The sequence below is a fragment of the Mycobacterium asiaticum genome (genome assembly GCF_001673635.1).
Taxonomy (GTDB): domain Bacteria; phylum Actinomycetota; class Actinomycetes; order Mycobacteriales; family Mycobacteriaceae; genus Mycobacterium; species Mycobacterium asiaticum_C.
The window spans coordinates 161,708-185,962 of sequence record NZ_LZMH01000035.1 but is presented as its reverse complement, the minus strand read 5'-3'; the positions used below and the strand labels follow the sequence as shown (position 1 = coordinate 185,962).

Genomic DNA, 24,255 nt, shown 5'->3' with positions numbered 1-24,255 from the left:
CAGGCGCGGCGTAGCCGGGCGCGGCGGGTCGCCACCGTCCCGATCAGCCGAGCAGGGCGTCCACGAACGCGGCCGGCTCGAACGGCGCCAGGTCGTCGGCTCCTTCGCCCAGTCCGACCAGCTTCACCGGCACGCCGAGTTCCTGTTGGACCCGGAATACGATGCCGCCCTTGGCCGTTCCGTCCAGCTTGGTCAGCACCGCCCCGGTGATGTCGACGACCTCCGCGAACACCTTCGCCTGAGCCAGCCCGTTCTGCCCGATCGTCGCATCGAGCACCAGCAGCACCTCATCAACGGCTGCCCGGCGGGTCACCACCCGCTTCACCTTGCCCAGCTCGTCCATCAGCCCGACCTTGGTGTGCAACCGGCCGGCGGTGTCGATGACGACGACGTCGGCGCCGGACTGGATGCCCTTGTCCACGGCGTCGAAGGCCACCGACGCCGGGTCGGCCCCCTCGGCGCCCCGCACCACTTCCGCGCCCACCCGCGACGCCCAGGTTTGCAACTGGTCGGCCGCGGCGGCCCGGAACGTGTCGGCGGCGCCCAGCACCACCCGGCGGCCGTCGGCCACCAGCACCCGGGCCAGCTTGCCGACGGTGGTTGTCTTGCCGGTGCCGTTGACGCCGACGACCAGCAGCACCGACGGATGGTCCGCGTGCGGTAGCGCGCGGATCGAACGGTCCATGGCGGGTTGCAACTCCCCGATCAGCACCTCGCGCAGCACCGCCCGGGCCTCGGCCTCGTTGCGGACGTTGCCGCTGGCCAGCCGGCTGCGCAGCTGCGACACCACCGACTCGGTGACCACCGGGCCCAGGTCGGCGACCAGCAACGTGTCCTCCACGTCCTGCCAGGAGTCCTCGTCGAGGTCGCCGCCCCCGATCAGGCCCAGCACGCTGCGGCCCAGGGCGTTCTGCGACCGGGCGAGCCGCCCCCGCAGCCGTTCCAACCGTCCTTCCGTCGGTTCGATGGCTTCGATCTGCGGCGCCTCGGGTGCCGGCTCGACCTCGATCTCGGGTACCGGCTCGACTTCGATCTCGAGTTCCGGCTCGGCCTCGATCTCGGGTTCGGTCTCCGGCACCGTTTCCAGCTCCGGATCGGGCAGGTGGACCTCGGAAATGGTGCGCTTGGGCGCATCGCGCGGGATGGTCGCGTCGTCGCCGACAGCGGGCAGCCCGCTGGTGTCGAGCACCGGTTCGGCGGTCGGTGTCTTGCTGAAGGTGATGCCCGAGGACGCCGTGTACCCGCCGGACCGGTCGATAGCGTCCGGTTTGGGCGTCGGCGCCAGCTTGATCCGACGCTTGCGGTAGCGCACCAGGCCGACGACCAACGCCGCAATGATGATCAGGGCGGCGGCGACCGCGATGGCAATCCACAAACCTTCGGACACGCTGACTATCCCTTCCCAATGCATCTCGGGTGAAACCCGGAGCGAATCAAACGAACTAATTGGTGCTGGAAACCAGCTGATCCACCTGCTGACCGCGGATCCGCTGCGAGATGACCGCGGTGATCCCATCACCCTGCATGGTCACGCCGTAGAGCGCGTCGGCGACCTCCATGGTGGGCTTCTGGTGGGTGATGATGATCAGCTGCGACTGGTCGCGCAGCATCTCGAACAGGCCGATTAAGCGACGCAGGTTGACGTCGTCCAGGGCGGCCTCCACCTCATCCATGATGTAGAACGGCGACGGGCGGGCCCGGAAGATCGCCACCAGCATGGCCACCGCCGTCAGTGCCTTCTCGCCCCCGGAGAGCAAAGACAACCTGGTGACCTTCTTGCCGGGTGGGCGGGCCTCCACCTCGATGCCGGTGGCGAGCATGTCGTCGGGCTGGGTCAGCCGCAGCCGGCCCTCCCCGCCGGGGAAAAGCGCGGTGAACACCGTCTGGAACTCGCGTTCGACGTCGACGAACGCCTCGCTGAACACCTGCAGGATGCGGGCGTCCACCTCGGCGACGACGTCCAGCAGGTCCTTGCGGGCGGCCTTGACGTCTTCGAGCTGGGTGGACAGGAAGTTGTACCGCTCCTCCAGCGCAGCAAACTCCTCCAGGGCCAGCGGGTTGACGCGGCCGAGTTCGGCGAGTTCGCGTTCGGCGCGTTTGGCGCGCCGCTCCTGGGTGGTGCGGTCGAACGGCATCGGGGCCGGCGCCACCACCTGCTCACCGCGTTCGCGGGCCTGCTCGAACTCGGACATCTCCAGGTCGGTGGGCGGCAGCGGGACGTCGGGGCCGTATTCGGCGATCAGGTCGGTCGGCGCCATGCCGAACTGCTCGAGCACCATCTGCTCGAGCTGCTCGATCCGGAGCTCGGCTTGGGCGTTGGCCACCTCGTCGCGATGCAGCGAATCGGTGAGAGCCGCCACCCGCGCGCTCAGCGTGTTCACTTCCTCGCGCACCGCGTTCATGGCCGCCGTGCGCTGTTGCCGTTCAGCGGCGAGTTGGTCGCGCAGCCGCGAGGCCGCTTCCACCACCCGGTTCAGCCGAGCGGCCAACACCCGTCCGGACTCGGCCACTGCCGCGGCCACCGCGGCCGCCCGTAGGCGAGCGGCGTGCGCATGTTCGGCCCGCACTCGCGCCTCGCGCTCGGCGGCCGCCGCGCGACGCAGCGAGTCCGCGCGTCCGCGCACCGCGTTGGCGCGCTCCTCGGCGGTGCGCACCGTCAGCCGGGCCTCGACCTCGGCGCTGCGCGCGCTCTCGGCAGCCGCGGCGATTTCCTGCCGGGCCTCGACCAGGTTGGGCTCGGCCGCCTGCACGTGCTCGGTCTCCTGCGCGTTTCGCAGCCGGGTTTCCAGCTCGACGACCTCTTCGAGGGTGCGCGCCCGTCCCGCTTCCAGCTCCTCGCGCTGCTGCAGCAGCCGGCTCCACTCGTCCTCGGCCGCACGCGCCTCCTGACCCAGGCGCCCGAGTTGTTCATACATCGCCGAAATGGCGGTGTCGGATTCGTTGAGCGCGGCCAGGGCCTGCTCGGCCGCGTCCTGACGAGCGGTCTGCTCGGTCAATGCACCGGACAGCGCCGCGCTCAGTTGAGCCACCTGCGCCTCGGCGGCGGCCAGCTCACCGCGGGCCTTCTCTATCTCGGAGGCGACCTCCAAAGTCGAGACCTTGCGGTCGGATCCACCGTTCACCCGCCCGGCGCCGACGAGGTCACCATCCAGCGTGACCGCCCGCAGTCGGGAATGCCTGGCCACCAGTTCCAGCGCTTCACCCAGATCGCCGACCACCGCGACATCCGACAGCATCGCCGCCATCGCGCCCCGCAATCGCGGCGGCGAATCGATCAGGTCCAGTGCCCAGGCGGCCCCGCCGGGCAACTCCTCGGTCCGGGGCGTGTCGGCGGGCGCGGGCCAGTCGCTGAGCACCAGGGCGGCGCGGCCACCGTCGGCCTGCTTGAGCGCGGCCACCGCCGTGTGCGCGGCGCCGGGGCCGTCGACCGCCAGTGCGTCGGCCGCCGAACCCAGCACCGCGGCCAGCGCGGCTTCATACCCCGGGCGCACCTTGACCAGTTCCGCAACGGAACCGAAAAGACCTGCGCCAGAATGATTTCGAGCTAGCCACGCGGCGCCGTCCTTGCGCTCCAGGCTCATCGACAGCGCCTCGATGCGGGCTCGCAGCGACGCGACCTGGCGTTCCGCGGTGCGTTCGGCGGTTTGCAGCTCCGCGACGCGTTCGTCGGTCAGTCGCAGCGCGGTGACCGTGCGTTCGTGCTGCTCGTCGAGGCCGACCTCACCCTGGTCGAGTTCGCCGACGCGGCCCTGCACACTCTCGAACTCCGCCCGGGTCTGCTGGGCACGGGTAGCCGCGTGTTCGATCCGTTCGGACAGCCGCGCAACGCTCTCGTCGGTCGATTCCACCCGGGCCCGCATGGTCTCCACCTGCCCGGCCAGCCGGGCCAGGCCCTCGCGCCGGTCGGCTTCGGCGCGCACCGCCGCCAGGTGCGCCTTCTCGGCTTCGACGGCGCGGCGCTCCCGTTCGGCGAGTTCGGCGCGCGCGGCATCCAGTCGGGCGCGAGCCTCGGCGAGCTCAGCCAGCAGCTCCTGCTCGGCCTGGGCCACCTCCTCGGCCTCGGCTTCCAGTGCGTCGGGGTCGGTGTCGCTGGTGCGCACCGGCTCTACGTCGAGGTGCTGCGCGCGTTCGCTGGCAATGCGGACCGTGGCGCCGACCCGTTCGGCCAGGGCGGACAGCCGGAACCAGGTCTGTTGGATCGATTCCGCGCGTTGCGACAAGTCCGCCAAGGCTTCTTCGTGTGCGGCCAGTTCCTGGGAGGCCACCGCCAGCCGGGCGACGGCATCGTCGTGCTCGCGGCGCATGGTGCTTTCAGCATCGAAGATCGCCTGACGCTCGGAGCGCCGGTTGACCAGGTCGTCCGCGGCCAGGCGCAGGCGGGCGTCGCGCAGATCGGCCTGGATGGTCTGTGCGCGGCGGGCCACTTCGGCCTGCCGGCCCAGCGGCTTGAGCTGGCGGCGCAGCTCGGTGGTCAGGTCGTTGAGACGTGCCAGGTTCGCGGCCATGGCGTCGAGCTTGCGCAGCGCTTTTTCCTTGCGCTTGCGGTGCTTGAGCACCCCGGCCGCCTCTTCGATGAACGCGCGCCGGTCCTCGGGCCGCGACTGCAGGATCTCGTCGAGCTTGCCCTGGCCCACGATCACGTGCATCTCGCGGCCGATGCCCGAGTCGCTGAGCAGCTCCTGAACATCCATCAAACGGCAACTGCTGCCGTTGATCTCGTATTCGCTGGCGCCGTCGCGGAACATCCGGCGGGTGATCGACACCTCGGAGTACTCGATCGGCAATGCGTTGTCGGAGTTGTCGATCGTAACGGTGACCTCGGCGCGGCCCAGCGGCGCGCGCGAGGAGGTGCCGGCGAAGATGACGTCTTCCATCTTGCCGCCGCGCAGGGTCTTTGCCCCCTGCTCCCCCATCACCCAGGCGAGAGCGTCAACGACGTTGGACTTGCCGGACCCATTGGGGCCGACGACGGCGGTGATGCCCGGCTCGAAGCGCAGAGTCGTCGGCGCCGCAAAGGACTTGAATCCCTTCAGCGTCAGACTCTTGAGGTACACGAGGGGCCAGATTACCGGTGCAAGCGTCCGCCTCCGCCCGCTCGGGGCGTGTCACGAGCGGTGTTCCAGACCCCTTGCACACCGCTGGTCAATCGAGTCGCTCTGACCCCAAATGCACCACGCGTGGCTACCGTTCGACGAACCCGGTGAACTGCTCGGTGGGTTCCGACCAGTCGGCGACCACCTTGTCCACCCGTCCCGGCGTGCTGTCGCCCCGGAGCAAATCCAGTAGGCGTTCGCCTGCCTCGCGGGGACCGTTGGCCACCACCAGCACACGGCCGTCGGCTTGATTGGCCGCATAGCCGGTCAGCCCCTGCTCCAGCGCCCGGCAACGGGTCCACCACCGGAAACCCACGCCCTGGACGTGGCCGTGCACCCAGGCGGTCAGCCGCACGTCAGGTGCTGACATCGTCCACCTCGAAGGTCACCGTGGTGCCGGATTTCAGGGTGCGGCCGACGGTGCAAACCGCGTCGATGGCCCGGTTGACGACCACGAGCAGGCGCGCCTTCTCGTCCTCGGACAGCCCCGACAGGTCCAGTTCCAGCTTCTCGTCGAGCCGCGGGTAGATCTCCTTCTCCCGGTCGGCGGCACCGGACACCCTGACGGTTGCCCGGTAGTCGTCGCCGAGGCGGCGGGCCAGGGGCTGATCGCTGGACATCCCGCTGCAGGCGGCCAGCGCGATCTTCATCAGCTCGCCAGGGGTGAAGACGCCCTCGACGTCCTCGCTGCCGACGAGTACCTGCGCGCCGCGTGAGCTGTGTCCGGTGTACCGGCGCGGGCCAGTGCGTTCGACCCACAGATCAGTCATGGCTCCCTTTCTGCAATTTCCCAGACGCTCAGCCTGCGGTGAGGGCGCGAAATCGAGCGATTTCACGTCGTGAACGCAGGCTCAACGAGCTCAACGCGAACTCGGCGAGAATCCTTACCGGCGCGGTCGGCGCTGGCATTTCGGACAGTAGAACGACGAGCGATTCATGAACTTCTCCCGTTGTATCACCGCTCCGCAACGCCGGCAGTTCTGGCCTTCGCGGCCGTAGGCGTCCAGCGATCGGTCGAAGTAGCCCGACTCACCGTTGACGTTGACGTACAGCGAATCGAAGGACGTGCCGCCCTTGCCCAGCGCCTCACGCATCACCTCGGCGGCGGCATCCAGCACTGACGCCAGCTGACGGCGCGACAGGTTGGCGGCGATGCGGGCGCCGTTGACCTTGGCCCGCCACAGCGCCTCGTCGGCGTAGATGTTGCCGATGCCCGACACCACCTGCTGGTCCAGCAGCTGTCGCTTGATCTCAGAGTGCTTGCGCCGCAACACCTCAACCACCGCATCGGCGTCGAATCGGGGGTCCAGCGGATCGCGCGCCAAGTGGGCGACCGGGGCCGGCACCACGCTGCCGTCCACGGTCACCAGGTCGGCGAGCAGCCACCCGCCGAATGTCCGCTGGTCGGCGAAGCTCAGCACCGTCCCGTCGTCGAGCAGCGCGGAGATCCGAACGTGGTCGGCGCGCGGCACCGTGCCCAGCAACATCTGCCCACTCATGCCGAGGTGCACCACCAGCGCGGTGTCCGGGTCGGTGGCCTTGTCCAGGATCAGCCACAGGTACTTGCCGCGCCGGTCGGTTCGGGTAATGCGGGCGTCGAGCAACCGGGCGGTGAGGTCGGCGGGCCCGGCCTCATGGCGGCGCACCGCGCGCGGGTGATGGACACGAACGGCGGTGATCGTCTTGCCCAGCACATGGGTCTCGAGGCCGCGACGCACCACCTCGACTTCGGGCAGTTCAGGCACTAGAAGGAGGATTTCCCCGCGCTGTCGAGCACTTCCATGGCCTCCAGCGCCTTGTAGGCCGCCGACGCAGCCTTCTGCTCGGCTTCCTTCTTGGAGCGCCCCACACCCGAGCCGTATTCGGCGTCCATCACCGCGACGACGGCGGTGAACTCCTTGTCGTGGTCGGGGCCAGTGGAGGTGACGGAGTAGGACGGCGCGCCCAGCGCCCGTGACGCGGTGAGTTCCTGCAGGCTGGTCTTCCAGTCCAGACCGGCACCGAGCGTTGGGGCCGCGTCCAGCAACGGGCCGAACAGCCGCAGGATGACCTCTCGCGCCACATCGATGCCGTGCTGCAGGTAGATGGCGCCGAGCAGGGACTCCATGCCGTCGGCGAGGATGCTGGACTTGTCGGCGCCGCCGGTATTGGCCTCGCCACGGCCCAGCAGGATGTGCACGCCCAGACCCTCGTCGGTCAGGTTGCGGGCTACATCGGCCAGTGCCTGGGTGTTGACGACGCTCGCCCGGAGTTTGGCCAGGTCACCCTCGGAGCGCTCGGGGTGGCGGTGATAGAGCGCGTCGGTGACGGTCAGCCCCAGCACGGCATCGCCGAGGAACTCCAGCCGCTCGTTGGTAGGTAGCCCGCCGTTCTCGTAGGCGAAGCTGCGGTGCGTCAGCGCCAGTGAAAGCAGGTCGTCGGACAGTTCGACACCGAGCGCGTCGAGCAGCGCCTGCCGTGACCGGGTCACCGCTCACCGCCGTCGTTGTCTTTCTCGTTCTCAAACATCCCGGCCAGTTTGGCCCACCGCGGGTCGATCTGGTCATGGTGGTGCCCGGGTTCGGCGGCCAGGGAAACCCCGCACTGCGGGCACAGTCCCGGACAATCGGGCGAGCACACTGGCGAAAAAGGCAGCTCCAGACCCACGGCGTCGATGATCGGCTGCTCCAGGTCGACCATCTGGTCGACGACGTGCCCCACCTCGTCCTCCTCGGTGGTCGCTTCGGTGGCACTGTCCGGATACGCGAACAGCTCGATCAGCTCAACCTGCACCCGTCCCTGAATAGGCGACAGGCAACGCGAGCATTCACCCGCGGTGGCTGCGGCGACGGCCCCGGTGACCAACACTCCCTCGGACACCGACTCCACCCGCAGATCCAGGTCCAGTGATTCGCCCTTCGGGATCGCGATCAGCTCAACGCCGATGCGCGTCGGACTATCCACGGTGTCCTGCACTCTGAACATAGAGCCCGGGCGTCGACCGAGCTTGGCGATGTCGATGGTCAGTGGCGTCCGCACGGGTCGCTGTGCCGTTTGGCTGTGGTGCTTGGCCATACCTGGAATCCTACGGCGCGCAACGCAGGCCCATGACTTTTCGCCCCGTCCGGGGCTGCGACTTTCGCCGCGTCCGGGGCCGTCGGGTTAGCGAGTCACGTAGTCGTGCGTACCGGCCGCCGTACGCAGCTGGTGCCGGCCACGGCCGACGGAGCGCAGGGTGCCGTTGAGGAATTCTTCGAACTCGGCCAGCTTGTTGTCGACGTAGATGTCGCATTCGCCGCGCAACCGGTCGGCCTCGGCGTGGGCAGTGTCGATGAGGCGGGTGGATTCGGCGTGGGCAGCCTGCACCACCTCGTTCTGCGACACCAGGCGCTGCTGCTCCTTGATGCCCTCTTGCACGGCTTTCTCGTAGGACAGGTTGCCGTTTTCAATCAACCGGTCGCATTCGGTCTTGGCCCGGCTGACGCTGGCCTCATACTCGCGCTTGGCCGAGGCGGCGATGCGCATGGCCTCCTCGCGTGCCTCGGCGACCATCCGCTCGCTGTGCTGCCGGGCCTCGCTCACCATCCGGTCGGCCTGGGCCTTGGCGTCGGAGAGTAGGCGGTCGGCCTCGGCGCGGGCGTGGTTGACCATCGACTCCGACTCGGTGGTTGCCGCGGACACCATGGAGTCGGCGTGCGCCTTCGCGTCATGCAGCATCGAATCGCGGGCATCCAGCACGTCCTGAGCGTCGTCGAGTTCGCCTGGGATGGCGTCCTTGATGTCGTCGATCAGTTCCAGCACGTCACCGCGGGGCACGACGCAGCCCGCCGTCATCGGTACGCCACGGGCTTCTTCGACGATGGCGCTCAATTCGTCCAGCGCTTCAAAGACTCGGTACACGGCCATACCCTCCTGGCATCAATTGTTGTGACCAGTGTGCCTGGTGTTACGCCTGTGACAGCGGTGATAACGCCGGTGTGTCGGGCTCAATTTCCCATCTCACCCGCCGACGATCCGGGCGCACGTGGTTTGCTACAGCCTATCGCCGCTGGGTCGCAGCTGGCAGGACGATAGATCCGGCCGGTAGGCAGGGCTTGACGGCGACGGACCGGCGGGCAACAATTTCTTATACCCCCCTGGGGTATACAGAGACGGAGTGGAGGACGGATGGCGGACAAAGTGCTGGGAGCTCTCGGTCATGCATTAGCCCTCACCGGCTCGATGACGTGGGAGATCCTGTGGGCACTGATCCTGGGCTTCGCGCTGTCCGCGGTGGTGCAGGCCGTGGTGCGGCGTTCGACGATCGTGTCGCTGATGGGCGACGACCGCCCCCGTACTCTGGCCGTCGCGGCCGGCCTCGGCGCCGCCTCGTCCTCGTGCTCGTACGCCGCCGTGGCGTTGGCCCGGTCGTTGTTCCGCAAAGGTGCCAACTTCACCGCCGCGATGGCGTTCGAGATCGGTTCGACCAACCTGGTGGTGGAGCTCGGCATCATCCTGGCTCTGCTGATGGGCTGGCAGTTCACGGCGGCGGAGTTCGTCGGCGGGCCGCTGATGATCATCGTGCTGGCGCTGCTGTTCCGGTTCTTCGTCCGCTCGCGGCTGATCGAGGCCGCCCGCGAGCAGGCGGAAAAGGGCGTGGCCGGGTCCATGGAGGGCCACGCGGCCATGGACATGTCCATTCAGGGTGACGGGTCATTCTTTCGGCGGCTGTTTTCCGGACCCGGCCTGACCTCGGTGTCACACGTGTTCGTGATGGAGTGGCTGGCGATCCTGCGGGATCTGATCCTTGGGTTGTTCATCGCGGGCGCCATCGCGGCCTGGATTCCCGAAACCTTCTGGCAGGACTTCTTTTTGACCAGTCACCCGACATGGTCGGTTGTGTGGGGACCGATCGTCGGACCGTTTGTCGCGATTTTGTCGTTCGTCTGCTCGATCGGCAATGTGCCGCTGGCCGCGGTGCTGTGGAATGGCGGCATCAGCTTCGGCGGGGTGATCGCATTCATCTTCGCGGACCTGCTGATCCTGCCGATCCTCAATATCTACCGCAAGTACTACGGCACCAGAATGATGCTGACGTTGTTGGCCACCTTCTATGTGTCGATGGTCGCCGCCGGCTACTTGGTCGAATTGATCTTCGGCACCGCCAATCTCATTCCGAGCCAACGCAACGCGATGGTGATGTCGGCCGGAATCTCGTGGAACTACACCACCTGGCTGAACATCGTCTTCCTGGTGATCGCGGGGGTGCTGGTCGCGCGGTTCTTCACCAGCGGGGGCATGCCGATGCTGCGGATGATGGCTGGCTCGCCGGATGAAGGGCACGACCATCACGATCATCACGATCACCATGGTGGTCATCAGGATCACCGGCCGGGCTGCCACTAGTCTCCGGCGCTCGCACTACCACCGGGGACGCATGCTTGATGTATGCACTGGCGAGTTCGCTGTCAACGAAATCGTCTGTGCCGCCCCCTTTCTGCCCTTCGGCCGGCATTTGTGTCAGTGCACATTCGTTAAATTCAGGCATGGCTTCCAGCACTCGTGAGGAAATCGGCGAGGTGCTGGATCTCCTCGATGAGGCCTTGAACCGTCTGTGCGCGTTGACCTTTGACCTACTCGTCCCTCCGGAGCTGTAACGGGTGTTGCAACGCACAGAACGTATGGCGCGCCGGCTGCGGGCACCGCAGCACACGATGATCAATCAACTCGGCGCGCAGGCCGGCCCGGAGGAACTTGGTGGCCCGCTGGGCCGTCCGGTAGCCGATCTATTGCATGTCACCCCGAACGAGGCCGGCCGGCGCATCGCCGAAGCGCAGGACCTGGGTGAACGCAGGGCATTGACCGGCGAGCCGCTTCCACCACTGCTGCCGGCAACCGCCGCGAAGGAAAGATCGGCGAAAGGCATGTCCGGGTGATTCGCGATTTTTTCCGCGATCCAGCCGCATCGGTACACGTTTGGACAAGGGAAGAAGCCGAACGGCAACTGGCCAAGCTCGCGATCGACCGCCGTCCAGATGATCTGCGCGGGCTGACCGTCGAGTCGGCCAATTACCTCAACCCCGACGGCAACTTCTCCGACGACGATCGCGCCCGCAAACGGGGCATAACGTTGGGCAAGCAGGAATCTGACAGCATGTCGCGCATCAGCGGCTATATCAGCCCGGGATTGCGGGCCACGGTAGAGGCCGTCGAGGCAAAACTCGGCGCGCCGGGCATGTGTGATCCCGACGACGAGACTCCCGTAGTCGATGAGCGGCCCATCGAAGAGGCGGCGCGGCACGACCTACGGTCCAAGGCCCAGCGCTTCCACGATGCGCTACTGGTAGGGCTGCGGGCGCTGCTGATGTCGAAGGAGTTGGGTCAGCACAACGGTTTACCGACGTCGATCGTCGTCACTACCACGCTCAAGGAGCTGCCGGGCGAGGTCTCACCGGTGGGGGCACCATCCTGCCGATGTCCGATGTGATCCGGCTGGCCAGTCACGCGCGTCACTACCTGGCGATCTTCGACGACGGAAAGGCTTTGGCGCTGTACCACACCAAGCGCCTCGCGAACGCCGCACAACGGCTCGTCATGTACGCGAAGCACCGCGGCTGCACCTTTCCCGGGTGCTCGGCCAAGGGCTACAACTGCGATGTGCACCACGTGAGGCCCTACGCGAAGTCCGGCATCACCGACGGCAACGATCTCACGTTCGCCTGCACCAGACATCACCCCATCGCCGAGAAAGGTTGGCTCACCCGCACGAGCAAACGCGGCGACACCGAATGGCTTCCACCCGCCCACCTGGACCGTGGCCAGCCCCGCACCAACAAATTCCACCACCCCGAAAAGCTGCTCTGCGAAAGCGACGAGGACGAAGACGAGCCATAGCTGCCGAAACACCAACTCTCGGCGGTATCGTGTCCTGCGTCATTTCCCGGCGAAGGGAGGTCGCGCATGTCACCGCCAAGCGAACCCGGCGACTTCCCGCTACGGCCTGCCGGCCCACCGCCGCCCGCCGACATCGGACGCTTGTTGCTGCGCTGCCACGACCGGCCGGGAATCATTGCGGCCGTGAGCGCCTTCCTCGCCAATGCCGGCGCGAACATCATCTCGCTGGATCAGCATTCGACCGCGCCAGAGGACGGGACCTTCCTGCAGCGGGCGATCTTTCATCTACCCGGACTCACCGCGGCGATCGATGGGCTGGAACGCGACTTCGCCAACTCGGTCGCCAAGAAGTTCGGCATCGACTACCGATTCACCGAGGCCGCAAATCCCAAACGGGTCGCGATCATGGCATCCAAGGACGATCACTGCCTGCTGGATCTGTTGTGGCGCACTCGACGCGGCGAACTCCCCATGTCGATCGCCATGGTTATCGCCAACCATCCGAACCTGGCCGAGCGGGTCCGGCCCTTCGGGGTGCCATTCATCCACATTCCCGCCACCCGCGACACACGGGCCGAGGCTGAGCAGCGTCAGCTCCAATTGCTCACCGGCAATGTCGATCTGGTGGTTCTGGCCCGTTATATGCAGATACTCACTCCGGAGTTCCTCGCCGCGGTCGGCTGCCCACTGATCAACATTCACCACTCGTTCCTGCCCGCCTTTATCGGGGCAGCCCCTTACAAGCGCGCCCGCGAGCGGGGCGTCAAACTCGTCGGCGCGACCGCTCACTATGTCACCGAGGTGCTCGACGAAGGACCCATCATCGAACAGGATGTGGTGCGCGTCAGCCACACTGACACCGTTGACGACCTGGTACGTGTCGGCGCCGACGTCGAGCGCGCGGTGTTGTCCCGGGCGGTGCTCTGGCACTGTCAGGACCGCGTCATCGTGCACAACAACCAGACCATCGTCTTCTAGGACGTCTGCTAGGAGACGACTTCCACCGCCGTTTCACCGAACCGTGTGCGGAGCGCCCCCCAAACCTCGGCATACTGACCGGGCGCATTGAGATACGCCCCGTGGCGTTTGACGAGCTGATGAGCCATTGGCGCGATAAGCCGTCGCGGAGTGCGCTTCCAACCGGCCCGTGCGGACATCTCGGCGAGCATGTCCGGCCACGGATGTTGCTGGAAACTCAGTAACTTCTGCTCGCGGGTGACGTCCATCCAATCATTGGGGAACCAGTCGTCGTCACTGTCCGGGTTGCCGGGCCGGCCCTGCGGCAACAAACCGACCATGCCCTGAGTTGCCGCCATCGCCGATCCAATCCCGCCCTGTCGCAATCGATGTGTGTCATCGCCGGCAATCAGCAGGATCTGCCCGACCACGTCTTTATCCGCGCACGCGGCGAAAGCCGCTGCGACGTCGCGGGTGTCGACGCAGTGCACCCGCCCGTCGCTCGGCAACGCGCTGCTGAAATACACGATATCGGGGGTGAAGGGCATGGCCAGCGGGTCGACGCTGAGCACCCCGCCCAGTCGCAACACCACCCAGTCCAGGCTTGACGACCGGACCAGTAGTTCGGCTTCAAGTTTGTGGCCTCCGTAGAGCTCGCACGGCCGCAGCGGTGTGTCCACATCGAGTAGGTCAGCGTGGTGGTAAGGGTTACGCGCGCCGTAAAGCGCGACGCTGGAGGCGTACAGGAACCGGGGCGGTTTCGGCCGGCTTTCGGCGGCCCGCACCAGGGCAACGGTGGCGTCGACGTTCACCTTGCGAGCGAATCGCGCGTAGCGGTATGTCAGCGGCGGGATCACCGCGGCCAGGTGAACGATGACATCGGGTGACACATCGGTGACCAGGCGATCGACGCCGTCAGGATCGGTCAGATCGGTCCATCGAGTTTCCACCCCGTGCGGTAACACCGCGTCGGCCCGGCGGTGAGCGGCGGCCACCACCCGCCAGCCGTCCCGGGCGAACCGCCGCACGGTATCGCATCCGACCAAACCGAAAGCGCCGGTAATCAGCACGGTTCCCGACATGGCGTCCCCGATCCCGTAGAACATCGTTGTTCTTGAAAGGACGGTAACTCTTTTATCGGGCAACGTCTCACGTTTCGGGCGGCGTGCCCGCGGGGGGCTACTCGCCAAGGATCCCACAAGGTTTCGTCAAGCTGCCGCCGCCATTGTTTCCCCAACGGCAACCGCCGCCCAACAAATCGCAACGACGCGAAAGAGAGGTACCCATTATGTTCACCACCCGCATCCGTGCCCTCGCCAGGATGTCACTGCTGGCTTCCGCGATCGGCCTGGCCGCCTTCGGGGCCGGCACCGCCAACGCCGCTCCGAACCACCTGCCCGAGTACGGCACATACACCTGCTACGACTACGCGACGCAGACCTTCTACACCTGCTTCGACCCCAACTAGTTCGGGCAACACGAACGGACCTGGTCCCCCACCGGACCGGGTCCGTTTTTCGTGGGCAAGTCGTGTCAGACCCAGATGCGAAGATCGAGTTATGCAGGGCTACGACATCATCGGCGACGTCCACGGTTGCGCCTCGCAGCTGGAGAGGCTGCTCGCTGAACTCGGCTATGAGGTCCGCGAGGGGGCCTACCGGCATCCCGAACGGCAGGCGATCTTCGTGGGTGATCTGGTCGACCGAGGCAGCGAGCAGCTCCGCGTTCTCGAGCTCGTCAAGCCGATGGTGGACAACGGCAGCGCCCAGATTGTCATGGGCAACCACGAATTCAACGCGATCTGCTATGCCACCCGTAACCCGGACAACACGGGTTGCTACCTGCGTAGGCGCACCAAGAAGAACACGCACCAGCATCAGGCGTTTCTCAAGCAGCTCACGCTCAAACAGCGCACCGAGTACATACGCTGGTTCGCAACGCTGCCCCTGTGGCTGGACCTAGCTGACATTCGGGTTGTGCACGCCTGCTGGCACAGGGAATCAATGGAATATGTTGCGGGCCAATTAGGTTCGAATCGTTTCAGTGACCCGGCTCAATTCGCGAGAGCTTCGACGAAAGGCGATCCGCTCTACACGACCGTGGAAATCCTGCTCAAGGGACCGGAGATCAGCTTGACCGCCCATGGGCAGCCTGCCTACCGGGACAAGGACGGCCACCCGCGCGGCAACGCCAGGATCCGGTGGTGGGATGACGGCGCGACGACGCTGCGTGAAATCGCCGAGATAGCAAGCAATTACACAACCGAGGACGGTCAGCCCTACCCCACACTGCCCGACGTCGAGGTCGATGCGAAGGATCGGTCCGTCGTATACACCGACACCGTTCCGGTGTTCTTCGGCCACTATTGGCGGCGGGGCAAGCCGCAGCGGGCACGCGATTGGACCGCCCACTGTGCCTGCGTGGATTTCAGTGTGGCCAAGGGCGGCGAGATAACCGCCTACCGATGGTCGGGCGAAAACACCATCAACCCCGAGCACTACGTCCAGCTGGCCTAGTGGCTACCGCTCAGCGATCCGTTCCCGCAGTCGACGGTTCACCGGTTCGGGCAATAGCTCAGTCACGTCACCTCCGAGCATCGCAACCTCTTTGGCCAACGACGACGACACGAACGAGTAGCGCGGAGCGGTGGCAACGAAGAAGGTGTCCACACCGGCCACATGCTTGTTCATCTGCGCCATCTGCAGCTCGTACTCGAAGTCGGTGCCGGTGCGCAGACCCTTGACGATGGCGTTCATTCCACAAGAGCGGACGAAGTCGACCACCAGACCCTGGCCTGACTTCACTTTGAGGTTGGGCAGATGCGTCGTCGACTCCTCGATCATCGCGATTCGCTCGTCGAGGTCGAACATGCCTTTCTTAGCGGGGTTCACCAGGATGGCCACCACCACCTCGTCGAATTGGGCGGCGGCGCGCTCGAACACGTCGATGTGGCCCAGGGTGACGGGGTCGAAAGACCCGGGACAAACCGCGCCGCTCATGATCCGCGCTCGCGACGATGCAGACCGAAGTGATAAAGAGGAGCGGCACCCATGGCTAAAAACGCTAGCACCGACACTCAGTCGTGTTCGGCCAGCTCCAGACGGGTGTCGCCGTACACCCGCTCGGGCCAAACCGACCACTCGTTCGGCCAGGTCAGCCGCGGGCTCCCCGCAAAGCGCTCCACCACCGCAACAGTTCCCGCCCGAGCCCAGCCGTGCGCACTCAACGCGACCAGGACTGCGTTGATCTCCGCACTGTCGACCTCGTAGGGCGGGTCGGCCAGCACCAGGTCCACCGGCGCCGCCGTCCCGGCGGTCAGCACCGCCGACACCGTGCCTTTGCGCACCGTGGCGCCGGGCAGAGCTACGGCTCCGATATTGCGGGTGATGACCGCCGCGCTGCGCTGGTCGGATTCGACGAACAGTGCCGACGCGGCCCCGCGGGAAAGCGCCTCCAGCCCCAGCGCACCCGAACCTGCATACAGATCGAGCACGGCCAAACCGGTGAAATCCAGTCGCGCCGTCAGAATGTTGAACAGCGACTCACGCACCCGATCGGTGGTCGGTCTGGTCCCCTTCGGAGGGACCGCGAGACGCCGGCCTCCGGCCACCCCACCGATGATGCGCGTCAAAGCGCGCCGCTCCTCATAGCGTCCGTTCGCATCGTCACCGGCGCGTCAGCTCAACACCACCAGCAGGTCCCCACCCTCCACCTGAGCGGTGCTCGATACCGCCACCCGCTCAACGGTGCCGTCGCTGGGCGCGGTGATCGGCGCTTCCATCTTCATCGCCTCAATGGTGGCAATCGTGTCACCGGCGCTCACCTCATCGCCCTCAGACACGCTCACCGTCACCACCCCGGCGAAGGGCGCCGCGACGTGCCCGGGATTGCCCCGGTCGGCCTTCTCCGCGGCCGGAACCGCACTGGCGATGCTGCGATCGCGCACCAGCACCGGCCGCAACTGACCGTTGATGATGCACATCACCGTGCGCATGCCGCGTTCGTCCGGTTCAGATATGGCCTCGAGCCCTATCAACAGTTCGACGCCGCGCTCCAGCTTGACCCGGTGCTCTTCGCCTTGGCGCAGCCCGTAGAAGAACTGGTTGGCCGACAGCTGCGAGGTGTCACCGTAGGTTTCCCGATGTTCCTCGAATTCCTTTGTGGGACCGGGGAACAGCAGCCTGTTCAGCACCGCCTGCCGTTTGGGCCCCGGTGCCGACAACGCGTTCGAGTCGTCAGAGCTGAGCTCCGGATCCGGCTTGGCCGGAGCACGACCTTCCAGCGCCGCCGACCGCAGTGGCTCGGGCCATCCCCCGGCCGGATCACCCAGATCGCCGCGCAGGAAACTCAATACCGATTCCGGGATGTCCAACCGCGATGGTTCGGCGGCGAATTCGTCGGCGCTCACCTGGGCACCCACCAACGCCAGCGCGAGGTCACCCACCACCTTCGACGACGGCGTGACCTTGATCAACCGGCCAAGCACCCGGTCGGCGCCCGCGTACGCCTCTTCGATCTCCTCGAACCGGTCCCCCAGCCCGAGTGCGATCGCCTGCTGTCGTAGGTTCGACAACTGCCCGCCCGGGATCTCGTGGTGGTACACCCGCCCGGTCGGACCGGGCAGCCCGGATTCAAAGGGCGCGTACACCTTTCGCAAGGCTTCCCAGTACGGCTCCAGCGCGCACACCGCCGCCAGGGACAAGCCGGTGTCGTACGGGGTGTGCGCTGCCGCGGCCACGATCGAACTCAGCGCGGGCTGGCTCGTGGTCCCCGCCATCGGTGCCGAGGCGCCGTCGACCGCATCGGCGCCGGCCTGCCACGCGGCCACGTAGCTCCCCAGCTGCCCACCCGGGGTGTCGTGGGTATGCACGTGCACCGGCAGGTCGAAGCGGCTCCGCAGCGCGCTCACCAGAGTGTGGGCTGCCGGCGCCCGCAGCAGCCCCGCCATGTCCTTGATCGCCAGCACGTGTGCACCCGCGTCGACGATCCCCTCGGCCAGCCGGAGGTAATAGTCCAGGGTGTAAAGCTGCTCCGCGGGATCCGACAGGTCGCCGGTGTAACACATCGCGACTTCGGCTATGGCAGAACCGGTTTCGCGTACGGCATCGATGGCGGGCCGCATCGAGTCGAGATTGTTCAGCGCGTCGAAGATGCGGAAGATGTCGATGCCGGTGGCCGTCGCCTCCTCGATGAACGACGAGGTCACGATCTCCGGATAAGGCGTGTACCCCACCGTGTTTCGGCCTCGCAGCAGCATCTGCAGACAGATGTTGGGGATAGCTTCCCGCAGCGCGGCCAGCCGCTCCCACGGGTCCTCCTTGAGGAACCGCAGCGCCACATCATAGGTTGCGCCGCCCCAACATTCGACCGACAACAGTTGCGGCATCGTCCGCGCCAGATACGGTGCCACCATCATCAATCCGCTGGTCCGCACCCGGGTGGCCAGCAGCGACTGGTGCGCGTCGCGGAAAGTGGTGTCGGTGACCCCCACCGCCGGCGACTCCCGCAGCCAGCGCGCGAAACCCTCCGGGCCCAACTGAACCAACCGTTGCTTGGATCCGGGCGGCGGTGCCGCCTCTCGGTCGACCTCGGGCAATTTGTCCTGCGGGTACACCGTCGACGGCCGCGCGCCGTGCGGCTGATTGACGGTGACATCTGCCAGATAATTCAGGATCTTGGTGCCGCGGTCCGCCGAGGTGCGCGCGGTCAGCAACTGCGGCCGGTCATCTATGAACGAGGTGGTGATGCGACCGGCCTGGAAGTCCGGGTCGTCCAGAACCGCTTGCAGGAAAGAGATATTCGTCGACACACCGCGGATCCGGAACTCCGCCATGGCCCGCCGGGCCCGGCTGACCGCCGTCGGGAAATCCCGGCCCCGGCAAGTCAGCTTGACCAGCATCGAGTCGAAATGCGCGGAGATCTCGGCACCCAAGTTCGTGCTGCCGTCCAACCGGATGCCCGCGCCGCCGGGCGTACGCAACGCGCTGATCCGCCCGGTGTCCGGCCGGAATCCGTTGGCTGGATCCTCGGTCGTGATGCGGCATTGCAAAGCGGCGCCATGCGGACGGACGGCATCCTGCGTCAGGCCCAGATTCTCCAGCGTCTCCCCCGAGGCGATCCGCAGCTGACTGGACACCAGGTCGATGTCGGTGATCTCCTCGGTGACGGTGTGTTCCACCTGAATCCGCGGGTTCATCTCGATGAAGACATAGTCGCTGTTCTCGTCCAGCAGGAACTCGACCGTGCCGGCGCAGCTGTAGCCGATGTGACGTGCGAAAGCCACTGCGTCCGAACAGATCCGCTCACGTAGCTCTGCGGGCAGGTTCGGGGCGGGCGCCAGTTCGATCACCTTCTGATGACGGCGCTGCACGCTGCAGTCCCGCTCATAGAGGTGAATCACGTTGCCGTGGTTGTCGGCCAGGATCTGCACCTCGATGTGCCGCGGTCGCAGCACGGCCTGTTCCAGATACACCGTGGGGTCGCCGAACGCGGACTCGGCCTCCCGGCTGGCCGCCTCGATCGCTTCGGGCAGCGCGGCGCTGTCGGTGACCCGGCGCATGCCGCGCCCACCGCCGCCGGCGACCGCCTTGACGAACAACGGGAATCGCATGTCTTCAGATGCCGCCACCAGATCGTCCACCGAAGCCGAGGGCGCCGACGACTCGAGCACCGGCAGTCCGGCTTCGCGCGCCGCGGCGACGGCCCGGGACTTGTTGCCGGTCAGCTGAAGCACATCGGCGCCGGGTCCGACGAAGGTGATGTCCGCGGCGGCGCACGCCGCCGCCAATTGCGGGTTCTCCGAGAGGAATCCGTAACCGGGATAGACGGCGTCCGCACCACAGCGGCGCGCCGTTTCAACGATCTCGTCGACGGACAGGTACGCCCGCACCGGATGCCCGACTTCACCGATCTGATAGGACTCGTCGGCCTTGGTCCGGTGCAATGAGTTGCGGTCCTCGTAGGAGTAGACGGCGACGGTGCCGACGCCCAGCTCGTAGGCGGCACGGAACGCCCGGATGGCGATTTCGCCGCGGTTGGCCACCAGCACTTTGGAGATCACGGCCGGCCCCTAACTTAGAAGTGTCGACCAATAATTCCAGAAGCGGGCCATGATCAGCAGGAACACCGCGGCGAACCAGAACGTGACGAGCGACCACCGCCACAGGAAGATCAGCCGCACCGCGGTTCGATCCCCGATCACCGGCCGCACCAGCAAGGACAACACCACGACCAACAGCGTGATGGTGACGGCCCACACCACCATGCAGTACGGGCACAGGGCCCCGATGCGGTACAGGCTCTGGTAGATCAGCCAGTGCACGAAGACCGTACCGAGCAGCACCCCGACGGCCAGCCCTATCCAATACCACCGGGGCAGCGGCACTTTGGTGACGGCCAGCACGCCGGTGACTACCACGACGGTGAAGCCGGCGATGCCGAGCAGCGGGTTGGGAAAGCCGAACAGCGACGCCTGCGGCGTCACCATCACCGAACCGCACGAAACGATTGGGTTGATGTTGCACGACGGAACGTAGGACGGGTTACGCAGCAGTTCGATCTTCTCGACCGTCAGCGTGATGGAGGACAACAGTCCGATCGCTCCGGCGATCAGCACCCACCACGCGCTGCGGGCCGGCACCCAGAGGTCGGTTTCGGGGTCCGTTTCGGGGGCAGGGTCAGCCGACACGCGGTCAGCTCTTCGCGGTAGCCGCGGCGTCGTCCATCCCGGGAATGTTGCCGACGATGTCCCGGATCTTGGCGACCAGCGCGTCCGGTGTGGACCACTCGTATTCCTGGCCGTTGATCTTGACCGTCGGGGTCGCGCGGATGTTGTTGGCACCCGCGAGGCCGGTGACCTTCGAGATGTACTTGCCGCTGTTGATGCAGTCGGGCACCGTCCCGGCTGCACCGGCCTGACGCGCGAGTTCGATCAGCCGGGCGTTGTCGGGGAATTTCGTTCCCGTCTCCGAGGGCTGGATGCCTTCGCTGTACAGCGCCGAATGGAAGCGGCGGAAGGCCTCGATGGACTCGTCGGCGACACAGTAGGCCGCCGCGGCGGCGCGCGAGGAGTAGTTGCCGGTGCGCGGGCTGTCCAGGATGGTCACCATGGAGTAGTCGGCTTCGATCGCGCCGATGTCGATGAGCTTGGAGATGGTCGGACCGAAGCCGCGCTCGAAGTTGCCGCACGCCGGGCACAAGAAGTCCTCGTAGAACGACACCAGGGCCTTGGGCTTGCCGGCGTCGGTGACCAGCTTGCTCGACGAGACCCGGACCGCACCCTCTTGGCCGCCGACTGCCTTCTTGTGGTTCGAGTTGACGATGTAGAACACCAGCACGGCCGCGAAGATCACGATCACCGCGGTGCCGCCGATCTGAATTAGCCGGCCGAACTTGCTGTCGCCGGACTGCAGGTCGAGTCGCGCTGGGCGCTTGGGTTTGTCGGCCACAGTGATCCTCACGTGTGTTGGCTGTACCCCGGGCGGGGTTCAGGCGCCTCTAGAGTACCGACGGCACTGGTGAAGGCCGGTCAGCACCGGCTCAGGTGCGCACGCAGCGCCGAGATCAGCTCCTTTGTTCCGGCGGCGCTGCCGCCGCCGAGCTGAAACAGGTTCGCGAAGCCGTGCGTCAGCGAGCCCAGGTAACGCAGGTCGACGGCGGTACCGGCGGCCCGCAGCGCAGCCGCGTAGTCCTGTCCCTCATCACGCAGCGGGTCGAAGCCGGCGACCGCGATCAGGGCCGGCGCCAACCCGGCCAACGACTCGGCCAGCGCGGGCGACGCCTTCGGATCGGTGCGGTCGATCTCTGATTTGCGCAGGTACTGCGCGGTGAACCAGTCGATGTCGCGCTTGGTCAGCAGGAACCCGCGCGCGAACAGGCTCAGCGACCGGGTCTGCGCGGTGAAGTCGGTGCGCGGGTAGAGCAGCCACTGCAATACCGGGGCCGGACCACCGCCGTCCCGGGCCAGTTGGCTCACGACGGCCGCCAGGTTGCCGCCCGCGCTGTCCCCGCCGACGGCGACCCGCCCGGGCGCCGCACCGAGTTCGGCGGCGTGCTCGCTGGCCCATGTGAAGGCGGCATAGGCGTCCTCGATCGCGGCCGGTGCCGGATGCTCGGGCGCCAGCCGATAGTCGACGGACAGGACGTGGATGCCCGCGTCGCGGCTGGTCAGGCGGCACAGCGCGTCGTGGGTGTCCAAGTCGCCGATCACCCAACCGCCGCCGTGATAGAAGACCAGCAACGGCGCACCGTCGGCGCCCTCGGTGGGCCGGTAGTGCCGCGCCCGCAGCTCTCCCGCTGGTCCGGGCAGCGATAGCTCGGTCACCTCGACGTGGATCTGCGGACCGGGCATATCCACCATGTTCTGGTGCATAAGGTCGCGGGAGGTGCCGGGATCGTCGTCGACCACCAGGCCGTCGAGGCCGACAGCACGCAGGCCGGTCAGCATCAGTTGCAGCGTCGGGTCCAGGGTGTTGCCGTCGATGATCACCGAGCGGCCCCGGGTCAGCAGCCGCTTGGCGGCCGACGGGATCAGCGGAATGACTTTCACGCCGGCACCCGTAACGGTGTTCTGGATGCGAGTCATCCACCCGATCGGTGCGCGCGTCGCTCCGGATTGGAGTTCCGCCGCGCCTGGCAGACTTTTTGTCATGGGCCGCTCCCTTGAAAAAACCCTCGTCACGCTAAACGACGGCAATTCGATTCCCGTCATCGGCCTCGGCGTCTTCAAGATCGAACCGACGGATACCGAGCAGGCGGTCAGTGCCGCGCTGCGCGCCGGCTATCGGCATATTGACACCGCGGCGGCCTACCGAAACGAACCGGAGACCGGGCGCGCGCTCGCCAACTCCGACGTGCCCCGCGACCAACTCTACGTCGTGACCAAATTGGCGAATCCGGACCAGGGCTACGACAGCACACTGCGGGCGTTCGACGCCAGCATGGGCCGCCTGGGGTTGGATTATCTCGACCTGTATCTGATTCATTGGCCGCAGCCGCAGCTGAACAAATTCGTGGACACCTTCAAGGCGTTTGCAAGCCTGCGTGATCAGGGCCGGATCAAATCCGTCGGGGTCAGCAATTTCGAACCCGAGCACCTGATGGTTCTGATCGACGCGACGGGAATCGTTCCGACGGTCAATCAGATCGAGTTGCATCCGCGGCTTACGCAGGCGGAGCTGCGAGAAGTGCACGCCCGCCTGGGCATTGCCACCGAAGCGTGGTCTCCACTTGGGCGCGGATCGCTGCTTAGCCACCCGGCCGTGACAGCCGTCGCCGAAGATCACGGCCGGACACCCGCGCAGGTGTTGATCAGATGGCATATCCAACTGGGTAATATCGTGATTCCCAAGTCGGTGAACCCCGCGCGGATCGCGAGTAACTTCGACGTGTTCGACTTCGAACTCAGTGCCGGTGAAATGGCGTCGATCTCCTCGCTGGACGACGGAACGCGGCTTGGTCCTGATCCGAGAACTTTCACTTCAAACAGGTAGGTGAGACCACGTGACTGGCGAGTCGGGCGTCGACATGACGTCCATAGCCCTCAATGACGAGAACACGATTCCGGTTTTAGGGCTGGGCGTCGCCGAATTATCGGACGACGAGACCGAACGCGCGGTGTCGGCCGCGCTTCAGGCCGGTTGCCGGCTCATCGACACCGCGGCCGCTTACGGCAACGAGGCCGCGGTGGGACGTGCGATCGCGGCGTCCGGAATTCCCCGCGCGGAGTTGTTCGTCACCACCAAGCTGGCCACCGAGGATCACGGTTTCGCCGCGTCCCAGGACGCCTGCAAGGCCAGCCTCGAGCGGCTCGGTCTGGATTACGTCGACCTCTACCTGATCCACTGGCCGGCCCCCGCGGTAGGCAAGTACGTGGATTCCTTCGGCGGCTTGATCCAGTGCCGCGGCGACGGACTAGCCCGGTCCATCGGGGTGTCCAACTTCACCGATGAGCACCTGTCGATCGTCATCGACCTGACCTTCGTCACCCCCGCGGTCAACCAGATCGAGTTGCATCCGCTGCTGAACCAGGACGAACTGCGCAAGGCGAACGCCCAGCACGATGTCGTCACCCAGTCCTACACGCCGTTGGCCCTGGGCAAGCTGAACGACAACCCGACGGTTACCTCGATCGCCGGTGAATACGGCAAGACGCCGGCGCAGGTGCTGCTGCGGTGGAACGTGCAGCTGGGCAATGCGGTGGTGTTCCGCTCTGCCAAGCCCGAGCACATCGCCGGCAACCTGGACATCTTTGACTTCGAATTGGCTTCGGAGCACGTGGATGCGCTCAACGGACTCAATGACGGTACCCGGCTTCGGCCGGACCCGATGACCTACAGCGGCACTTAGTCCGGCG

At 66.4% G+C, this 24,255-nt stretch carries 21 protein-coding genes and 1 pseudogene; 7 read left to right on the top strand and 15 right to left on the bottom strand.

All coding sequences use genetic code 11. From position 1 onward, the window contains the following. Window positions 1-43: 43 nt before the first annotated feature. The 8 genes from ftsY to sepIVA all read right to left on the bottom strand — a co-directional run bounded on the left by ftsY (window position 44) and on the right by sepIVA (window position 8,972). On the bottom strand, window positions 44-1,387 hold the full coding sequence (ftsY, locus tag A5645_RS09300; protein WP_065129376.1) for a signal recognition particle-docking protein FtsY: 1,344 nt from the start codon (window positions 1,385-1,387) through the stop codon (window positions 44-46). A 55-nt stretch (window positions 1,388-1,442) separates the two neighbouring features. Continuing rightward, on the bottom strand, window positions 1,443-5,054 hold the full coding sequence (gene smc / locus A5645_RS09295; RefSeq protein ID WP_065129314.1) for a chromosome segregation protein SMC: 3,612 nt from the start codon (window positions 5,052-5,054) through the stop codon (window positions 1,443-1,445). Between the two features lie 127 nt (window positions 5,055-5,181). Then, on the bottom strand, window positions 5,182-5,463 hold the full coding sequence (locus A5645_RS09290; RefSeq protein WP_065037838.1) for an acylphosphatase: 282 nt from the start codon (window positions 5,461-5,463) through the stop codon (window positions 5,182-5,184). Beyond that, window positions 5,450-5,863 (bottom strand): OsmC family protein, encoded by a 414-nt coding sequence (locus tag A5645_RS09285; RefSeq protein WP_065037839.1) that lies wholly within the window; start codon window positions 5,861-5,863, stop codon window positions 5,450-5,452. The genes A5645_RS09290 and A5645_RS09285 overlap by 14 nt, the downstream gene beginning before the upstream one ends. Before the next feature lie 114 nt (window positions 5,864-5,977). Continuing rightward, complete coding sequence (mutM, locus tag A5645_RS09280; RefSeq protein WP_065129313.1) at window positions 5,978-6,838, bottom strand: DNA-formamidopyrimidine glycosylase; 861 nt, start codon at window positions 6,836-6,838, stop codon at window positions 5,978-5,980. After that, a complete protein-coding gene (gene rnc, locus A5645_RS09275; protein ID WP_065037841.1) occupies window positions 6,838-7,563 on the bottom strand; it encodes a ribonuclease III in 726 nt (241 codons plus the stop codon). Before rnc ends, mutM begins: the two co-directional genes overlap by 1 nt. Continuing rightward, complete coding sequence (locus A5645_RS09270; protein WP_065129312.1) at window positions 7,560-8,147, bottom strand: YceD family protein; 588 nt, start codon at window positions 8,145-8,147, stop codon at window positions 7,560-7,562. The genes rnc and A5645_RS09270 overlap by 4 nt, the downstream gene beginning before the upstream one ends. An 87-nt stretch (window positions 8,148-8,234) precedes the next feature. After that, on the bottom strand, window positions 8,235-8,972 hold the full coding sequence (sepIVA, locus tag A5645_RS09265) for a cell division protein SepIVA (protein WP_036356859.1): 738 nt from the start codon (window positions 8,970-8,972) through the stop codon (window positions 8,235-8,237). 267 nt (window positions 8,973-9,239) lie between these two features. Here sepIVA and A5645_RS09260 point away from each other — a divergent pair, with 267 nt between their 5' ends. The 3 genes and pseudogenes from A5645_RS09260 to purU all read left to right on the top strand — a co-directional run bounded on the left by A5645_RS09260 (window position 9,240) and on the right by purU (window position 12,923). Continuing rightward, entirely contained in the window at window positions 9,240-10,457 is a 1,218-nt protein-coding gene (locus tag A5645_RS09260) for a permease (RefSeq protein ID WP_065129311.1), read from the top strand. A 140-nt stretch (window positions 10,458-10,597) separates the two neighbouring features. Then, a pseudogene (locus tag A5645_RS09255) lies at window positions 10,598-11,945 on the top strand (HNH endonuclease signature motif containing protein). Window positions 11,946-12,011: 66 nt separating this feature from the next. Beyond that, window positions 12,012-12,923 (top strand): formyltetrahydrofolate deformylase, encoded by a 912-nt coding sequence (purU, locus tag A5645_RS09250; RefSeq protein ID WP_065129310.1) that lies wholly within the window; start codon window positions 12,012-12,014, stop codon window positions 12,921-12,923. Window positions 12,924-12,931: 8 nt separating this feature from the next. On the opposite strand, the gene A5645_RS09245 is transcribed toward purU, so the two are convergent. After that, window positions 12,932-13,984: an NAD-dependent epimerase/dehydratase family protein gene (locus tag A5645_RS09245; protein WP_065129375.1), complete on the bottom strand. Its 1,053-nt coding sequence runs from the start codon at window positions 13,982-13,984 to the stop codon at window positions 12,932-12,934. Window positions 13,985-14,190: 206 nt separating this feature from the next. Between A5645_RS09245 and A5645_RS09240 the strand changes: the two genes are divergently transcribed. Next, the gene (locus tag A5645_RS09240) at window positions 14,191-14,370 is read left to right on the top strand and encodes a hypothetical protein (protein WP_065129309.1); all 180 of its coding nucleotides are present in this window, start codon (window positions 14,191-14,193) and stop codon (window positions 14,368-14,370) included. A 91-nt stretch (window positions 14,371-14,461) separates the two neighbouring features. Then, entirely contained in the window at window positions 14,462-15,418 is a 957-nt protein-coding gene (locus tag A5645_RS09235) for a metallophosphoesterase (RefSeq protein ID WP_065129308.1), read from the top strand. Between the two features lie 3 nt (window positions 15,419-15,421). On the opposite strand, the gene coaD is transcribed toward A5645_RS09235, so the two are convergent. The 6 genes from coaD to A5645_RS09205 form a co-directional block, all read right to left on the bottom strand. Further along, a complete protein-coding gene (gene coaD, locus A5645_RS09230; protein ID WP_036354550.1) occupies window positions 15,422-15,901 on the bottom strand; it encodes a pantetheine-phosphate adenylyltransferase in 480 nt (159 codons plus the stop codon). A gap of 77 nt (window positions 15,902-15,978) precedes the next feature. Then, window positions 15,979-16,533 (bottom strand): 16S rRNA (guanine(966)-N(2))-methyltransferase RsmD, encoded by a 555-nt coding sequence (rsmD, locus tag A5645_RS09225; protein WP_065129307.1) that lies wholly within the window; start codon window positions 16,531-16,533, stop codon window positions 15,979-15,981. 45 nt (window positions 16,534-16,578) lie between these two features. Then, window positions 16,579-19,962: a pyruvate carboxylase gene (locus A5645_RS09220; protein WP_065129306.1), complete on the bottom strand. Its 3,384-nt coding sequence runs from the start codon at window positions 19,960-19,962 to the stop codon at window positions 16,579-16,581. 9 nt (window positions 19,963-19,971) lie between these two features. Further along, on the bottom strand, window positions 19,972-20,589 hold the full coding sequence (locus A5645_RS09215; RefSeq protein WP_065129305.1) for a vitamin K epoxide reductase family protein: 618 nt from the start codon (window positions 20,587-20,589) through the stop codon (window positions 19,972-19,974). Window positions 20,590-20,593: 4 nt separating this feature from the next. Then, window positions 20,594-21,349, bottom strand: a complete 756-nt coding sequence (locus tag A5645_RS09210) for a DsbA family protein (RefSeq protein ID WP_065129304.1) — start codon at window positions 21,347-21,349, stop codon at window positions 20,594-20,596. A gap of 80 nt (window positions 21,350-21,429) precedes the next feature. After that, complete coding sequence (locus A5645_RS09205) at window positions 21,430-22,551, bottom strand: alpha/beta hydrolase (RefSeq protein ID WP_065037851.1); 1,122 nt, start codon at window positions 22,549-22,551, stop codon at window positions 21,430-21,432. Between A5645_RS09205 and A5645_RS09200 the strand changes: the two genes are divergently transcribed. Continuing rightward, window positions 22,550-23,392: an aldo/keto reductase gene (locus A5645_RS09200; protein WP_065037852.1), complete on the top strand. Its 843-nt coding sequence runs from the start codon at window positions 22,550-22,552 to the stop codon at window positions 23,390-23,392. The genes A5645_RS09205 and A5645_RS09200 overlap by 2 nt on opposite strands. A 10-nt stretch (window positions 23,393-23,402) precedes the next feature. Further along, complete coding sequence (locus A5645_RS09195) at window positions 23,403-24,248, top strand: aldo/keto reductase (protein ID WP_155767927.1); 846 nt, start codon at window positions 23,403-23,405, stop codon at window positions 24,246-24,248. Window positions 24,249-24,255: the final 7 nt, after the last annotated feature.

Coding starts and splice junctions, on each gene's coding strand:
- A5645_RS09290 (WP_065037838.1), bottom strand. CDS start 5,463: ATGTCAGCACCTGACGTGCGGCTGACCGCCTGGGTGCACGGCCACGTC.
- A5645_RS09285 (WP_065037839.1), bottom strand. CDS start 5,863: ATGACTGATCTGTGGGTCGAACGCACTGGCCCGCGCCGGTACACCGGA.
- A5645_RS09270 (WP_065129312.1), bottom strand. CDS start 8,147: ATGGCCAAGCACCACAGCCAAACGGCACAGCGACCCGTGCGGACGCCA.
- A5645_RS09260 (WP_065129311.1), top strand. CDS start 9,240: ATGGCGGACAAAGTGCTGGGAGCTCTCGGTCATGCATTAGCCCTCACC.
- purU (WP_065129310.1), top strand. CDS start 12,012: ATGTCACCGCCAAGCGAACCCGGCGACTTCCCGCTACGGCCTGCCGGC.
- A5645_RS09245 (WP_065129375.1), bottom strand. CDS start 13,984: ATGTCGGGAACCGTGCTGATTACCGGCGCTTTCGGTTTGGTCGGATGC.
- A5645_RS09240 (WP_065129309.1), top strand. CDS start 14,191: ATGTTCACCACCCGCATCCGTGCCCTCGCCAGGATGTCACTGCTGGCT.
- A5645_RS09235 (WP_065129308.1), top strand. CDS start 14,462: ATGCAGGGCTACGACATCATCGGCGACGTCCACGGTTGCGCCTCGCAG.
- coaD (WP_036354550.1), bottom strand. CDS start 15,901: ATGAGCGGCGCGGTTTGTCCCGGGTCTTTCGACCCCGTCACCCTGGGC.
- A5645_RS09200 (WP_065037852.1), top strand. CDS start 22,550: ATGGGCCGCTCCCTTGAAAAAACCCTCGTCACGCTAAACGACGGCAAT.
- A5645_RS09205 (WP_065037851.1), bottom strand. CDS start 22,551: ATGACAAAAAGTCTGCCAGGCGCGGCGGAACTCCAATCCGGAGCGACG.